17 protein-coding genes are annotated in these 15,204 nt (G+C 68.9%); 2 read left to right on the top strand and 15 right to left on the bottom strand.

What is annotated here, in order from left to right:
- Positions 1 to 90 precede the first annotated feature (90 nt).
- The 14 genes from SPHPHY_RS0117185 to SPHPHY_RS20535 form a co-directional block, all read right to left on the bottom strand.
- Positions 91 to 1,005 (bottom strand): hemolysin family protein, encoded by a 915-nt coding sequence (locus SPHPHY_RS0117185; RefSeq protein WP_022687926.1) that lies wholly within the window; start codon positions 1,003 to 1,005, stop codon positions 91 to 93.
- An 11-nt stretch (positions 1,006 to 1,016) separates the two neighbouring features.
- Positions 1,017 to 1,526, bottom strand: a complete 510-nt coding sequence (gene ybeY / locus SPHPHY_RS0117180) for an rRNA maturation RNase YbeY (protein WP_022687925.1) — start codon at positions 1,524 to 1,526, stop codon at positions 1,017 to 1,019.
- Complete coding sequence (locus SPHPHY_RS0117175; RefSeq protein ID WP_022687924.1) at positions 1,523 to 1,921, bottom strand: type II toxin-antitoxin system VapC family toxin; 399 nt, start codon at positions 1,919 to 1,921, stop codon at positions 1,523 to 1,525. Before SPHPHY_RS0117175 ends, ybeY begins: the two co-directional genes overlap by 4 nt.
- Entirely contained in the window at positions 1,918 to 2,166 is a 249-nt protein-coding gene (locus SPHPHY_RS0117170) for a type II toxin-antitoxin system VapB family antitoxin (RefSeq protein ID WP_022687923.1), read from the bottom strand. The genes SPHPHY_RS0117175 and SPHPHY_RS0117170 overlap by 4 nt, the downstream gene beginning before the upstream one ends.
- 45 nt (positions 2,167 to 2,211) lie before the next feature.
- Positions 2,212 to 3,210, bottom strand: a complete 999-nt coding sequence (locus SPHPHY_RS0117165) for a PhoH family protein (protein ID WP_022687922.1) — start codon at positions 3,208 to 3,210, stop codon at positions 2,212 to 2,214.
- Positions 3,211 to 3,388: 178 nt separating this feature from the next.
- Positions 3,389 to 4,708 carry a tRNA (N6-isopentenyl adenosine(37)-C2)-methylthiotransferase MiaB gene (miaB, locus tag SPHPHY_RS0117160; protein ID WP_028057068.1) on the bottom strand — a complete coding sequence of 440 codons (1,320 nt, stop codon included), beginning with the start codon at positions 4,706 to 4,708 and terminating at the stop codon, positions 3,389 to 3,391.
- A gap of 256 nt (positions 4,709 to 4,964) precedes the next feature.
- Entirely contained in the window at positions 4,965 to 5,390 is a 426-nt protein-coding gene (locus SPHPHY_RS0117155) for a c-type cytochrome (RefSeq protein WP_022687920.1), read from the bottom strand.
- Positions 5,387 to 6,100 (bottom strand): lysophospholipid acyltransferase family protein, encoded by a 714-nt coding sequence (locus tag SPHPHY_RS0117150; protein ID WP_022687919.1) that lies wholly within the window; start codon positions 6,098 to 6,100, stop codon positions 5,387 to 5,389. Before SPHPHY_RS0117150 ends, SPHPHY_RS0117155 begins: the two co-directional genes overlap by 4 nt.
- A 9-nt stretch (positions 6,101 to 6,109) precedes the next feature.
- Positions 6,110 to 6,529 (bottom strand): Fur family transcriptional regulator, encoded by a 420-nt coding sequence (locus SPHPHY_RS0117145; protein ID WP_022687918.1) that lies wholly within the window; start codon positions 6,527 to 6,529, stop codon positions 6,110 to 6,112.
- Between the two features lie 61 nt (positions 6,530 to 6,590).
- Positions 6,591 to 7,076, bottom strand: coding sequence for a ribosomal protein S18-alanine N-acetyltransferase (gene rimI / locus SPHPHY_RS0117140; protein ID WP_022687917.1), 486 nt, complete (start codon positions 7,074 to 7,076; stop codon positions 6,591 to 6,593).
- A complete protein-coding gene (gene tsaB / locus SPHPHY_RS0117135) occupies positions 7,073 to 7,687 on the bottom strand; it encodes a tRNA (adenosine(37)-N6)-threonylcarbamoyltransferase complex dimerization subunit type 1 TsaB (RefSeq protein WP_022687916.1) in 615 nt (204 codons plus the stop codon). The genes rimI and tsaB overlap by 4 nt, the downstream gene beginning before the upstream one ends.
- 14 nt (positions 7,688 to 7,701) lie before the next feature.
- Entirely contained in the window at positions 7,702 to 8,295 is a 594-nt protein-coding gene (locus SPHPHY_RS0117130; protein ID WP_022687915.1) for a malonic semialdehyde reductase, read from the bottom strand.
- A gap of 34 nt (positions 8,296 to 8,329) precedes the next feature.
- Positions 8,330 to 8,902, bottom strand: coding sequence for a NifU family protein (locus SPHPHY_RS0117125; RefSeq protein ID WP_028057067.1), 573 nt, complete (start codon positions 8,900 to 8,902; stop codon positions 8,330 to 8,332).
- A gap of 83 nt (positions 8,903 to 8,985) precedes the next feature.
- Positions 8,986 to 9,807, bottom strand: coding sequence for an aspartyl/asparaginyl beta-hydroxylase domain-containing protein (locus SPHPHY_RS20535; protein WP_022687913.1), 822 nt, complete (start codon positions 9,805 to 9,807; stop codon positions 8,986 to 8,988).
- A 167-nt stretch (positions 9,808 to 9,974) separates the two neighbouring features.
- On the opposite strand from SPHPHY_RS20535, the gene SPHPHY_RS0117115 reads away from it, so the two are divergent.
- On the top strand, positions 9,975 to 12,926 hold the full coding sequence (locus SPHPHY_RS0117115) for a M16 family metallopeptidase (protein WP_022687912.1): 2,952 nt from the start codon (positions 9,975 to 9,977) through the stop codon (positions 12,924 to 12,926).
- Positions 12,927 to 12,973: 47 nt separating this feature from the next.
- A complete protein-coding gene (locus SPHPHY_RS0117110) occupies positions 12,974 to 13,267 on the top strand; it encodes a GIY-YIG nuclease family protein (RefSeq protein WP_022687911.1) in 294 nt (97 codons plus the stop codon).
- Positions 13,268 to 13,402: 135 nt separating this feature from the next.
- Here SPHPHY_RS0117110 and SPHPHY_RS0117105 read toward each other — a convergent pair whose 3' ends face one another.
- Positions 13,403 to 15,154, bottom strand: a complete 1,752-nt coding sequence (locus tag SPHPHY_RS0117105) for an AMP-dependent synthetase/ligase (protein WP_022687910.1) — start codon at positions 15,152 to 15,154, stop codon at positions 13,403 to 13,405.
- Between the last annotated feature and the right edge of the window lie 50 nt (positions 15,155 to 15,204).

The raw sequence follows: 15,204 nt of genomic DNA, 5'->3' as shown, positions 1-15,204 counted from the left end.
GTACGTCACATTTGCAACGCCCGGGTCCGGTACCCAGGCTTACGCGCCGAGCGGCCCCGCATCGCATCGCATCGGCCGGGCCAGCCGGAGCTACTCCTCCGCGCCCTCCGGAACCGGGATCGGCGGGTGGAGCCGCAGCCGGTTGATGCGACGCTCGTCGGCATCGGTCACTTCGATCCGCCACCCGCTGGGATGGTCGATGAACTCGCCGACCTCGGGCACGCGCCCGGCCAGCACCGCGGTGAGTCCGCCGATCGTATCGACGTCGCTCTCCGCCTCGGCCAGCCGCGCGTCGATCGTCTCGCCGACATCCTCCAGCTCGACCCGCGCATCGGCATCCCAGGCGCCGCCGTCGAGCGGGATCAGCAGCACTTCCGGCGCGTCGTCGTGCTCGTCCTCGATCTCGCCGACGATCTCCTCGATCAGGTCCTCGATCGTCACCAGCCCCTCGGTTCCCGAATATTCGTCGAGCACGATCGCCAGGTGGATGCGGGACTGGCGCATGTCGGCCAGCAGGTCGAGCGTGCCGCGGCTCATCGGGACGTAGAGCGGCTGGCGGATCAGCGCCGCGATCGACACCGGGCGCTCGCCGCCCGCGGCGAGGATCGCGAACACGTCCTTCAGGTGGACCATGCCGACGATATGGTCGAGGCTGCCGCGATAGACGGGCAGGCGGCTCACCCCGGCCTCTGCAAAGACATGGATCAGATGGTCGAAGGTCGTCGCCTCCTCCACCGCGATCATGTCCGCCCGCGGCACGCCGACGTCGCCGGCGTCGCGTTCGCTGAAATGCAGCAGGTTGCGCACCATCTGCCGCTCCAGCGGGGTCAGGTCGCCCTTGATGTCGGGGGCGGGATCTTCCTCGTAACGGTCGATCGCCTTCTCCAGCAATTCGCGCAAGGTTGCCTCGCGCGGCTCGCCGAAGATCATGTTGCGCAGCCCCGTCCAGATGCCGCTCTCATGGTGCTCGCCGCCGTTCGGGGCGTTACTTCGGTCTTCGGCCATCGCCGTTCAGTTCAATCCTCGCGAATCAGATAGGGGTCGGCGATGCCCAGATCGGCAAGCGCATCGCGCTCGATCTGCTCCATCGCATCCCCCTCGTCGTCGGTCATATGGTCATATCCTAGCAGATGCAGGCAGCCATGCACCACCAGATGCGTGAAATGATCGGCGGGCGTGATGTTCCGCTCCGCCGCCTCGCGCGCGCACACGCCGTACGCCAGCACGATGTCGCCGAGCAGCACCTCGCCGTCGTCGCTGTTCTGCGAGACGGTGTCGATCAGGTCGGACTGTACCATCGGGAACGACAGCACGTTGGTCGGCCGATCCTTGTCGCGATACTGGCGGTTGAGCCCTTGCACCTCGTCGTCGCTGGTCAGCCGGACGCTCACCTCGACATGCGCCTCGGTGGTCAGCAGGTCGCCATGCGGCGTGCGCCCGATCGCCGCGCGGGCGGCGGCAAGGGCACGCTGCTCCCAAGCATCCTCGGGCCAGGCATCTTCGCGGGTCAGTTCGATGTGGATCATGCCAGGTCCGTATGCGAGAAATCGTCGCCCTTGTAGAGCAGGATGGCGTCGTTCGTCTTGGCGCACGCATAGGCGAAGCAATCGCCCATGTTGAGGCGGGCGGGGTGGCGGGAATGCTTGCCGTAACGCGCGGCGGCGGAGATCGCCTCCTCCCGTTCGCGCTCCCCGATGTCGATGATCCGCAAGCCGGCCTCGCAGGCGAAGTGGCTCACCGCCTCTGCCGCTGCCGGGAGATCAATCGACCGTAGCCGAGCGATCGCATGAGCGGCTTCCCACGCGCCGATCGCACAATACCAGCGGTCGCCATGACCCTCGATCACGTCGGCGAACGTGTCCGCCTCCGGCTCGCCACACACGATGGCGACGACCGCCGACGCATCGACGAAGATGGTCAATCCTCGTCCTCGTCATTCAACGCATCATAAAATGCCTTATCTACGGTCAACCCGCTCGGCTCGCCGAGCGGGTGCGCGCTGCGCCATGCGGCGAGTCGGTCCCGCAACGGAACGACCCGCTCGTTCCGCTCCAGTTCGTGCGCAAGCGCCAGCTTCACCGCCGCCGTCTTGGTCAGTCCGCGCGCGGCGGCCAGACGTTCCGCCAATCGATTGGCTTCGGGATCCTTGATGTAGAGCGATGCCATCGACGCCTCCGTATATCCCGAAATTAAGAAGGATATACCGCACCGTCAACCATCGACACCCTCATACGCCTCGACGATCCGGCCGACGATCGGATGGCGCACCACGTCGGCGGCGGTGAAGCGGCACAGCGAAATGCCCTCCACTCCTTCCAGCCGCATCGTCGCATCGGCCAGCCCGCTTGCGGCCACGCCGCCGGGCAGGTCGGTCTGCTTCGGGTCGCCGCAGATCACCATGCGGCTGTTCTGGCCGAAGCGGGTCAGGAACATCTTCATCTGCGCCGGCGTGGTGTTCTGCGCCTCGTCGAGGATCACGAACGCATCGCCCAGCGTGCGCCCGCGCATGAAGGCGATCGGCGCGATCTCGATCTCGCCGCTCGCGATCCGCCGCTCGACCTGCTCGGCGGGCAGGCAGTCGTAGAGCGCATCGTATAGCGGGCGCAGGTACGGATCGACCTTTTCCTTCATGTCGCCCGGCAGGAAGCCGAGCCGCTCGCCTGCCTCCACCGCCGGCCGCGACAGGATCAGGCGCTGGACGCTGCCGGAAATCAGCTGCGCCACCGCCTGCGCCACCGCGATATAGGTCTTGCCGGTGCCCGCAGGCCCGAGCGCGAAGATCATGTCGTGCGTCGTCAACTCTCGCATGTAATGCGCCTGCGCCGCGGTGCGCGGTACGATCGTCTTCTTGCGCGTGCGGATCATCACCGACGGCGCGGGGCTGCGCTCGGCCGAAATGATCCCGTCGAGCACCGGCTCGGATGCCATCGCGATCGATGCGTCGACCAAGCCGTTGTCGACGTCCTCGCCGCGCTGCAGGCGCGCATAGAGGTCGTGAAGCACGTCGCGGGCCAGCGCCACCTGCTCGGCGGTGCCCTCCAGCCCGACGCGGTTGCCGCGCGCGGTGATATAGACGCCCAGCCGGTTCTCCAGCGCCACCAGGTGCTGGTCGTACTGACCGAACAGACGGCTCAGCAGTTGCGGGCGGTCGAACACGACCTCGACGCGGGAACGCTCGCCCGACTGGGCGGGAACGGGTTTGCGGCTCATGCGGCTCCTGTGGAGAAGGGCGACACGCGGCAAGGACCGCCGCCAGGGCGAGATAGGTGCAGCGCGTGACGGCACAATGGCATCGCGGGCAAGTGTGGCAGGCGATGCCCACCGCGGATAGCCGAAATCGTCATAACCCCGATCGTCCCACGCGGCGCAACGCCGCGATCCGGCGAAGCTACGCCGCGGCGCGCACGCGCACCTCGCCGGTCAGCGACAGCGGCCCGGCCTGCACCAGCGTGACATCCAGCACGTCGCCGATCGCATGCGGGCCGACGACATGCACCGATTGCAGCCACGGCGACTTGCCCAGCCATTGCCCCTCGCGCTTGCCGCGCCGCTCGATCAGCACGCTGCACGCGCGGCCCACCGACGCCGCATTGAACGCGGCCTGGTCGCGCGCCAGCGCCGCCTGCAGGCGCTGCAACCGCTCGTCCATCGCCTCCGGCGGAACCTGCCCGTTCAGCGTCGCGGCAGGCGTGCCGGGACGCGGCGAATATTTGAAGCTGTACGCCTGCGCATAACCGACCGCGTCGACCAGGCTCAGCGTCTCGGCGAATTCCGCCTCGGTCTCGCCGGGGAAGCCGACGATGAAGTCGCCCGACAGCGCGATGTCTGGGCGCGCGGCGCGGATCCGGTCGAGCAGCCGCAGATAGCCGTCGCGCGTATGCTGGCGGTTCATGGCGCGCAGCACGCGGTCGCTGCCGGCCTGCACCGGCAGGTGGAGGAACGGCATCAGGCTCTCGACGTCGCGATGCGCGTCGATCAGCCCCTGCGTCATGTCGTTAGGATGGCTGGTGGTGTAGCGAATCCGCGCGAGGCCGGGCACGCGGTCCAGCGCGCGGATCAGGTCGTGCAGCCCGCGCCCGTCGCCGTCGGTCCAGGCGTTGACGTTCTGCCCCAGCAGCGTGATCTCGCGCGCGCCGGCATCGACCAGCGCCTTGGCCTCGTCGACGATCGCCGCGAACGGGCGGCTCACTTCCGCGCCGCGGGTGTAGGGCACCACGCAATAGGTGCAGAATTTGTCGCACCCTTCCTGCACGGTCAGGAACGCGCCCGGCGCCACCTTGCGCCGCGCCGGCAGCGACGCGAACTTCGACGCCAGCGGCATGTCGGTGTCGAGCGCCGGCATTCCCGCGGCGGCATCGGCGACCAGCTTCGGCAGGTTATGATACGCCTGCGGTCCGACCACGACGTCCACCTTCGCGCGGCGCACGATCTCCTCGCCCTCCGCCTGCGCGACGCAGCCGGCGACCGCGATCATCGGGTCGCCATGCTTGCGCAGCCGGCCGATGTCCGAATAGACCTTTTCGGTCGCCTTCTCGCGGATGTGGCAGGTGTTGAGCACCACCAGGTCGGCGGCGTTCGCGTCGTCGGTCGCGACCATGCCTTCGGCCGCCATCAACTCGGCCATCCGCTCCCCGTCATAGACGTTCATCTGGCAGCCGAACGACTTGACGTGGAAGGTCTTCGGCGTGGTCTTGGTGGTGGCGGACATGCCGCGTGCCTTAGCGGAAAGGTGCCGGGCTGGCCAGCGCAGCAGCATCTCGCCACGGTGCGTCGTCGTCACCGCCCGCGGCCTGCATCACGAACGCGAACCGCGCGCGAGCGTCGGGCCGCAGCGGCATCGCCCGGCGTGACGTGCGCAGTTCCGGGCCGTGCTTCGGTCAGCAGCCGCTGCGGTACGTTGTCGCATCATGCCGGGCGGAGCCGGCATGGCTACAAGAAGTAGCGAAGTCGAACGCCTGCCCCGCTCACCGTTGCGTCGCGAGGTAGGCGATCAGGTCGGCGCGGGCCAGCGGGTCGCGAACCCCTGCGAACGCCATGCTGGTCCCCGGCACCGCCGCGCGCGGATCGGCGAGCCAGACGTCGAGCCGTCGCTCGTCCCAGACGCCGCGCTGCGCCTGCAACGCATCGGTATAGCCGAATCGCGGCCGGTTCTGCGCGATCGCCGCGCCGAACACGCCGTGCAGGTTAGGCCCGTTACGATCCGCGCCGCCTGCCGCGATCGAATGGCACGCCGCACACTGTCCGAAGCGTCGCGCGCCCGCCTTCGCGTCGGCGACGTGCATCAGCTGTGCAAGCGTCGGGTTCTGCGGCAGCCGTGCGCGCCGCTCCGCGCTGTCGTCGCGCGAGCACGCCGCCAGCACCATGGCGGCAATGATGACGAGCCGTTTCATCGCGCCGCCTCGATCCGCGCCCGGGCCGCGGCGGCGATCGCCTTGCGGTCGCCGGCCGGCGTGAACGGTTCGAGGAAGTGCAGCGTCACCACGAACGTACCGCGCCGGCCCAGCACGCGCGCGGCGTGTGCCGCGCCATGCTCGTCGCCGACCCACGCCAGTTCGGCGGTCGCCGCGCCATAGTCGATCCGCACCGGCTGCACGCGGACCGCTGGCGGCGGCGGGACAAGGGCGGCGAGGAGCCCGGCCTTGAACGGCAGCAGCGTCACGCCGTCCCCGGTGGTGCCCTCGGGAAAGATCGTCACCGGCTGCGCCCCGGCCAGTTGCGCGCGCAGGCTGGCGACCTGCGCCTCGACGCCCATCCGGTCGCCACGCTTTACGAACAGCGTGTGGTTGAGCGTGCACAGCCACCCGACCAGCGGCGTCTCACGCAGTTCGGCCTTGGCGACGAACGCCGCGCCGCTCGCGCCTGCCAGCGCCGGGATGTCGATCCAGCTGAGATGGTTCGCCAGCAGCACCGCGTCGTGCGTCAGCGGCGTGCCCCGCACCCGTACCCGCGCGCCGACGATCCGCGCGACCCAGCCGAGGAAGTGCCGCGGCCATGGCGAGCGCGCGCGCACAAGTCGCCAGCTTCCGTGCAGCGCCAGCGCGACGAGCAGCGCCGCGGCCAGCGCCGCCAGCCGCATCCATCCGCGCGCGTTCAACCGCACGTCGCTACTTTATTCGCGACGCAGCGAGACGCCGTACAATTCCATGCGATGGTCGACCAGCCGGAAGCCGAGCCGCTCCGCGATCGCCTTTTGCAGCAGTTCCAGCTCGGGGTCGACGAACTCGATCACCTTGCCGGTCTCGACGTCGATCAGATGGTCGTGATGCGCCTCGGGCGAGGGCTCGTAGCGCGCACGGCCGTCGCCGAAGTCATGACGATCGAGAATCCCTGCCTCCTCGAACAACCGCACGGTGCGATAGACGGTCGCGATCGAGATGCCGGGATCGATCGCGGAGGCGCGCGCATAGACCTTTTCGACGTCGGGATGATCCTCCGCCTCCGACAGGACGCGCGCGATCACGCGGCGTTGTTCGGTGATGCGCAGGCCTTTTTCGTGACACAGCGCTTCGAGATCGATCTTGCGAGCCATGAACGCTATCTAATGCGTCGCGCTTGTTGCGAAAAGCGCTACCGACTCGCAAGAGGGCGATTTATCGCTCCGCTGCCAGATCGCGGACGTAGGTATGGGCATCGAAGCTCACGCCGTCACGCCCGCGATAATAGCCGCGCCGCACGCCTGCGTGCCGGAAACCATGCGCGGTATACAGCGAGATCGCAGGATTGTTCGCGCGCACCTCCAGGTGAAGTCGGGCCACTCCACGCCCCTCGCATTCGGCGATCATCCCGCGCAGCAATGCGGCGCCGACGCCCGTTCGACGTACCGCCGGATCGACCGCAATCAGCAGCAATTCGGCTTCGTCCATGATCGCGCGGACCAGCGCGAAGCCGACCACCGCGCCCTCGATCCGTGCCAGCGTCAGCCACACGCCCGGCATCGCGAGGATGCCGATGCACTGGCTGCGCGTCCACGCCTCGCCAAAGCGGGGGTCGAAGGCGGCGGTCATGATGCGGTCGACGGCCTCGGCGTCGTTCACGCCGCCCGGTGCCAGCTCGATCAGCCGCACCCGTGTCGTCATGCGGCCGGCAGCTTCGCATCGGGCGCGCGGCCGTAAAAGGGTGCTGGCGGCAGCGCGCGCGCCTGGTCGGGCAGCAGCAGCGCATGGCGCGCGTCGGGCAGTGTCTCGTCGACCGGCACCGCGGCGTCGAGCGCAGCCAGCCAGCGCGTCCCCGATCCGATCGCGCGCCGCCCGTCCAGCGCGGCCAGTGCCGCCGCCGGGGTCAGCGAGCGCGCAGCGTCCAGCGCGGCGAAGGGAGCGACGAAGCCCTGCATGAAGACCTCACCGTGCCCGCCTTCCATCACCACCGCAAGCGGAGCCGGATCTTCAGCCAGCGCCGCGACCGCGACCAGCGACAGCGCACCATAGCCGGCCACCTCGGCGCCCCAGCCGAACGCCAGCGCACGCGCGGCCGCGATCCCGACGCGAATGCCGGTGAAGCTACCCGGCCCGACGTCGACCAGAACGCGTCCGGCACGCCCGCCATCCGGCAGCGCGGCGATCATCGGCACCAGCCGCTCGGCATGGCCGCGCCCGACCACGTCGTGCGTGTGCGCAATCAGCCGCCCGCCCTCGAACAGCGCGACCGAGCAGGCGGCGGTCGCGGTGTCGATCACCAGCGTGCGCGTCATATCCGGGGTTCGCGTCACGCGATGCGGTTGAAGGTCTCGAACGCCGGGCGCGGGCTGCGCGCGTGCAGGGTCGCGGGATCGCCATAGCCGAGCGTGGCGATGAAGTTCGTCCGCACTGCCGGCGTGTCGGCGAAGAACGCCTTGTCGACCGCGCCGCCATCGAAGCCCGACATCGGCCCGGTATCCAGCCCCAGCGCGCGCGCGGCGAGGATGAAATAGCCGCCCTGCAACGAGGAATTGCGGAACGCCGATGCCTCGCGCAGCTCGCGATTGCCGTCGAACCAGCTCTTGGCATCGGTGTGCGGGAACAGTTCGGGCAGATGCTCGTGGAACTCGACGTCCATCCCGATGACCACCGACACCGGTGCCTTCAGCACCTTGTCGCGATTGCCCTCCGAACACGCCGCCGCCAGCGCGGCCTTGGCGTCGTCCGACACGCACCACACCAGACGGGCAGGCAGTTGGTTGGCCGAGGTCGGCCCCATCTTCATCAGGTCCCACAGCGCGCGGAGCTTGTCCTCGCCGACCGGTTCGTCGCGATAATGGTTGAAGCTGCGCGCGGTGCGAAACAATTGGTCGAGCGCGGCATCGTCGAGCGGGGCGGCCATCGGGAACTCCGTTATCGGGGGCAGGCGGCGCGGATCAGACCGCGCGGACCTCGGTCACTTCGGGGACGTAATAGCGCAGCAATTGCTCGATGCCGTTCTTCAGCGTCGCGCTGGACGAGGGACACCCGGCACATGCGCCCTGCATCCGCAGGAATACCTTGCCCTTGTCGAAACCGCGATAGACGATGTCGCCGCCGTCGTTGGCCACGGCCGGGCGGACGCGCGTCTCGATCAGTTCCTTGATCTGCGCGACGATGTCGGCATCGGCGGGGTCGTCCGAGAACGTCTCTTCCTCGGCGGGCACGCTGAAGCCGGCGCCGCCGCTGCGGAACAACGGCATCTGCGCGGTGAAATGATCCATCAGGATCGCCAGCACGTCGGGCTTCAAGGTGCCCCATGCGACACCCGGCGCCGCGGTGACCGACACGAATTCGCGCCCGAAGAACACCCCGGTGACGTCGCCGAGCCCGAACAGCGCATCGGCCAACGGGCTTGCCTCCGCTTCCTCGGGGGTCGCGAAGTCGCGCGTGCCGGCGTCCATGACGACGCGGCCGGGCAGGAACTTGAGCGTCGCCGGGTTCGGCGTGGCTTCGGTTTCGATCAGCATGACCGCGATGTGGCGCGTGCGGCGCGCGGGATCAAGCACGCGTGGCGAAAGCGATCGTTTCGACGAAGATAGGCAGCGGCTTCCTAGCCTTCGAGTCGCCCGACCGCGGCATTCCACTTCGCGACGTTTGCGCGTGCTTCCTGGACGAACGCCGATCGCCGCACCGCGCCGAGGAACAGGTCCGCGAACCATTTGCCGGGATGACGCAGCGGCCGCGCGAACTGGATCAGCAGCACCACGCGCGTGCCGCCGGTGTCGTTCCACACCTCGTGCCGGTAGGTGTCGTCGAACACCAGCGTCTCACCCTCCGACCAGCGGACGATCCGGTCGTCGACGCGCATCCGCACGTCGCCGTCGCGCGGGACGACCAGCGCGAGATGACAGGTGATCAGCCCCTTGGTGACCCCGCGATGCTCGGGGATGTGCGTGCCCGGCGCCAGGATCGAGAAGAAGGCCGAGTTCAGCCCGGGGACCCGTGCGATCGCGTCGCGGGTCCGCGGACAGCGCGCCAGATTGTCGTCGATGCGATACCCGTAACCCCACAGGAAAAACGACCGCCACTTGCCGACCTCGGCGATCGCGCGGTGATCGGGGGAGACGACCGCGAGGCTGGGCGACGCATTGCCGGTCAGCGCGACGCGCACCGCCTCGTCGCGGATCTCCGTCCAGCGCTCGCGCAGCACCGCCGTCCAGGGAAAGTCGCGCACATCGAGCACCGGCGCGTTCGACACCAGCGACGATCCCGCGATCAGGCGGTCGAACGTACCGCGCAGCCGCTTGCCGAGCCGCACCGCCCACGGGCGATCCGGCGCAGCGGATAGCGGGCGGGCAGCCGCCGGCGCCGGGCGCGCGAAGGCGACAGGAACGGGGGCCAGGTCGTGGATGTTCGGTGCGGGCTTCATCATTCGTAGTCGGATCAGTTGCTTGTCCGTGGTTTGGGGCCGGGCGACTTGGCTAGACCGGCATCGCGGCCAGAACGTGGCGCGGCAAAGGCAGGCTGCCGCACTGGCCTGCGCGCGTCTTTCGTCGCGCAACCGTTGCCGCGGGTCGCTCCGCCTCCTACTATCAGGCCATGCATCTTTACTCGCGCGCGTTCGCGAAGCCGCTCGTCGCCCTCCTCCTCGTCTCCGTCGCGCTGCCGCTCCCCGCGCAGCAGCGTGCGCGGCGCGCGGCCCCTGCGAAGCCCGTCGGGCCTGCGCCGACGCGTGCCGTGCCGACCCAGGCGACCGCACCGATCCAGGTCGACACGCGGCCGTGGCTGTTCGCCGATTCGGACATCCCGCCCGACCCGAACTGGCATTTCGGCGCGCTGCCCAGCGGTCTTCGCTACGCCGTGCGCCGCAACTCGGTGCCGCCGGGGCAGGTGGCGGTGCGCGTGCGGATCGATGCGGGCTCGCTCTACGAAACCGATGCCGAGCAGGGCTACGCGCACCTGATCGAGCATCTGTCGTTCCGCGGCTCCAAATACGTCCCCGATGGCGAGGCCAAGCGCGTGTGGCAGCGCTTCGGCGCGACCTTCGGCAGCGATTCGAATGCGTCGACCACGCCGACGCAGACGGTCTACAAGCTCGACCTGCCCGGCGCGACCGACGTGAAGCTGGACGAGAGCCTGAAGATCTTTTCCGGCATGATGGCCGCGCCGGCGATCACCGATGCCGGGCTGACCGCGGAACGCCCGGCGGTGCTCGCGGAACAGCGCGAGGCACCGGGGCCGCAGGTCCGCTATGGCGACGCGATCCGCGAAACCTTCTTCGCGGGGCAACCGCTCGCCAGTCGCTCGCCGATCGGGACGATCAAGACGCTGGCGGCGGCCACGCCGGCCGCGGTGCAGGCGTTCCACGACAAATGGTACCGCCCGTCGCGGGCGGTGGTGATCATCTCCGGCGACATCGATCCCGACGTCGCGGCGCGGCTGGTCGTCAAGAACTTCGGCGGCTGGCAGGCGAGCGGCGCGAACCCGCCGGCGCCCGATTTCGGTACGCCCGGAACAGGTGAGCCGGTCGCGAAGACGATCGCCGAACCGTCGCTGCCCGCGATCGTCGCCACCGCGGTGCTCCGCCCATGGAAGTACCAGAGCGACACGATGATCTTCAACCAGAAGCGGATGGTCGACCAGCTCGCGATGCGGCTCATCAACCGTCGCCTCGAGACGCGCGCGCGCGCCGGTGGCAGCTTCCTGCAGGCGTCGGTCAATCTCGACGACGTGTCGCAGTCGGCCAACGGCACCTTCACCAACGTCATCCCGATCGGGAACGACTGGGAGGCGGCGCTGAAGGATGTCCGTGCGGTGATCGCCGACGCGATGGCCAACCCGCCCACGCAGGGCGAGATCGACCGCGAACTCGCCGAATACGACGCCGCGATGAAGAACGACGTCGACACCTCGCGCGTCGAGGCCGGTGCGAAGCAGGCCGACGACATGGTCAGCGCGCTCGACATCCGCGAGACCGTGGCGGGGCCGCAGACCAGCTACGAGATCCTCAAGCAGGCGCGCGCCAAGGGGATGTTCACCCCCGCCGCGATGATCGAATCGACCAATCGCCTGTTCAAGGGGGACGCGAACCGCGCCCTGGTCAACACCCGCACGCCCGACGCCGGCGCCGCCGCCCGGCTGGCGGCAGCGATGAAGGCCGATGTGTCGAAGCTGGCGGTCAAGCGTACCGAGCAGGCGGCGGTCGACTTCTCGCGCGTGCCGACGCTGGGTACGCCCGGCAAGGCGGTCGCGCAGGTGCGGGTCGGCGATCCGGCGATGGAGCAGGTAACCTTCGCCAACGGCGTCCGCGCGCTGATCTACCCCAATGCGTCGGAGACCGGCCGCGTCTACCTGCGTGTCCGTTTCGGGCGTGGCTATCAGGCGCTGCCGTCCGACAAGCCGACCCCGGCATGGGCGGGCGACAATGCGCTGATCGCCAGCGGCATCGGCAAGTTGAACCAGAGCGACCTCGACCAGCTGACGACCGGGCGGCGCATGGGGCTCGATTTCGACATCGGCGACGATTCGTTCCTGTTCGGTGCGCAGACGACTCCCGGCGATTATGCCGACAATCTGACGCTGATGGCGGCCAAGCTCGCCGCGCCGCGCTGGGACAAGGCACCGGTGGCGCGCGCGCGCGCCGCGATGCTGGCGGGTTACGCCGGGCTGTCGTCGTCGCCGGACGGCGTGCTGGCGCGCGACCTCGAGGGGTTGCTGCGCGACGGCGATCCGCGCTGGGGCATGCCGACGCTTCCGCAGATCGAGGGGCTGGACGCGGGTGCGTTCCGCAAATTGTGGCAGCCGCTGCTGGCAACCGGCCCGATCGAGGTCGACGTGTTCGGCGACGTGAAGCCGGATGAGGCGATCGCTGCGATCGCCAAGAGCTTCGGCGCGCTCAAGGCGCGCCGTCCCGACGCGCCGCGCTCGCCGGAGGTGCGCTTCCCCGCGCACGTCGCGCAACCGGTGATCCGCGCCCACGACGGCGACGACAACCAGGCCGCCGCGGTGATCGCCTGGCCGACCGGTGGCGGCTCGGCCGACCATGCCGAGCAGCGCCGGCTCGACGTGCTGGCGGCGGTGTTCGCGGATCGCCTGTTCGATCGGCTGCGCTCGGTGGCGGGCGCCAGCTATTCGCCGTCTGCGCAGAGCCAGTGGCCGGTCGGCCAGCCCGGCGGCGGTCGCCTGATCGCGATCGGCAAGGTCGCCCCCGACAAGGTGCCGCTCTTCTTCCAGCTCTCGCGCCAGATCGCCGCCGAGCTGGTGTCGACCCCGGTCGCCGAGGACGAGCTGCGCCGCACGATCGTGCCGATGCTGCAATATATGGCGCGCGCGTCGTCCGGAAATCAGTTCTGGCTGCTTCAGACCAGCGGTGGGACGTTCGATCCCAAGCGCATCGAGGCCAGCCAGACGCTGGTCAGCGACTTCACGACCATCACCCCCGCCTCGCTGCAGGCCGCGGCGGCGAAATACCTGAAGCCGGAGAAGGACTGGACGATGGCGGTGGTGCCGAAGAGCGCGGGGAGCGTGGGGGCCGGGGCAACGACGAAATAGCCGTCGCCCCTGCGCAGGCAGGGGCCGATGCCTTTCACCGTCGTGAGTTGCCGCCAACGGCCTGGGTCTACATCATGACCAACGGGCCAAGCGGTACGCTCTACATCGGCGTCACCGCACACCTTGCCGCCCGCATCCTCCAGCACCGCGAGGGAAAGGGTTCCGAGTTCTGCCGCGAACACGCCCTGACCCGGCTCGCGTATGTCGAACGCCACGATACGATGCTCAACGCGATCACCCGCGAGAACGCGCTGAAAAAGTGGAAGCGCGCATGGAAGCTGAACCTGATCGGTAGCGCCAATTCCGACTGGCGTGATCTGTGGAACGAGATCAACATGTAACTGTCATCCCTGCGCAGACGGGGGTGTCGCTGCTGCCGGGTCAGACAGCGCTGCGGATCGATCTCTGCGCTAGCGTCAACGGCGAAAGCCATGGGTCCCTGCCTGCGCAGGGGCGAAGGCTGTCGGAGGTCGCGTCTACCCACTCGCCCCGTACAACCCGTCCAGCCGCGCCCCATAGACCTGCTTGAGCACATGCCGCCGGATTTTCAGGCTCGGCGTCAGCTGCTCGTTCTCGATCCCGAACGGTTCGTCCGCCAGGATCCACCGCCGCACCCGCTCGGTGGCGGAGAGCATCGCGTTGGTGCGGTCGACCGCCGCCTGCACCGCCCTGCGATAGGCCGGGTCCTCCGCCAGCGCCGCGGCGCCACGCCCGTTCGCCTTCGCCCAATCCGTGCTCCAGTCGGCATCCGGCACCAGCACCGCCACCATGTGCGGCCGTCGGTCGCCGGTGATCATCGCCTGCCCGATCTCCGGTTGCAGCGTCAGCAGCCCCTCGACCTTCTGCGGTGCGACGTTCTCGCCCTTGTCGTTGATGATGAGGTCCTTCTTGCGGTCCGTGATCCGGATGCGCCCGCCGCCATCGATCTCGCCGATGTCGCCGGTGTGTAGCCAGCCATCCTGCAACACCCGCGCGGTCTCGCCCTCGTTGCGCCAGTAACCGTGCATCACCAGCTCACCTCGTACCAGGATCTCGCCGTCAGGGGCGATCTTCACCTCGGTATCGGCGAGCGGCGGGCCGACCGAGTCCATCGTCACCCCCGCGCCGGGGCGGTTGCACGAGATCACCGGCGCCGCCTCGGTCTGGCCATAGCCTTGCAGGAAGGTGACCCCCAGCGACTGGAAGAACACGCCGACCTCCGGAGTCAGCGGCGCCCCGCCGGAGATCATCGCCTTCATCCGCCCGCCGAATTTCTTTGCGATCTTCGGCTTGAACAACGTGTCGACCAGCAACGCGCGTGGCCGATCGAGCAGCCGCAGCGTGCCGGCGTTACGCTTCGTGCCGACGTCCAGCGCGGCGGCAAGCAGCCGTGCCGACAGCCCGCCCTGCCGCTCGATCGCCTTCGAGATGCGCGTGCGCAGCACTTCGAACAGCCGCGGCACGACGAACATGATCGTCGGGCGCACTTCCTCGATGTTCGCCGCCAGCTTCTCGATCCCCTCGGCGTAATAGATCTGTCCGCCCATCCCGATCGGGAAATGCTGCCCGCCGGTATGTTCGTAGGCGTGGCTCAGCGGCAGGAACGACAGGAACACCTCGTTGCCCCAGCCGAAATCCTCCGCGACCACCGCGGAGCAGCCCGCGACATTGTGCAGGATCGCGCCGTGATGCTGCATCACCCCGCGCGGCGCGCCGCCGGTGCCGCTGGTGTAGATGATGCACGCCAGATCGTTGCGCGCGAAATCGGCCGCGGCGGCGACGGTCCCGACATCGGCCGGGTGCGCGTCGACCAGCGTCCGCCAGTCGTAGACGTCGATCGCCGCCTGCCCCAGCCGCATCGGATCGATGCCGATCAGCATCTGCGGGCGGATCGAGCGCAGGATCGCGGGCATCAGCACCTTGGCCAGCTTCGCGGTGGAGACGATCACCGCCTTCGCGCCCGAATTCTCGATGATGTGCTGATGATCGCGCTCGGTATTCGTCGTGTAGGTCGGCACCGTCACGCAGCCGGCGGCCATGATCGCCAGATCCGAGAGGCACCATTCCGGACGGTTCTCGGCGACCAGCATTACCCGGTCGCCGCGCTCCAGCCCGACGGCGCGCAGCGCGGTGGCCAGCCGTGCGACCGTCTCGGCGGCTTCGCGCCAGCTCGTCGCCACCCACGCGCCGTCCTGCTTGTGCCACAGGAACGGCGCATCGCCCTTCTCGGCGGCACGGGTGAAGAACATCGTGACCAGATTGGGGAAATGTTCGAGCCGTCGGGTGATGGTGCCGCTCC

It is taken from the genome of Sphingomonas phyllosphaerae 5.2 (assembly GCF_000419605.1).
GTDB classification, from domain to species: domain Bacteria; phylum Pseudomonadota; class Alphaproteobacteria; order Sphingomonadales; family Sphingomonadaceae; genus Sphingomonas; species Sphingomonas phyllosphaerae_B.
Note: the sequence above shows the minus strand (reverse complement) of the source record. Positions and strands in the feature narration are given on the sequence as shown.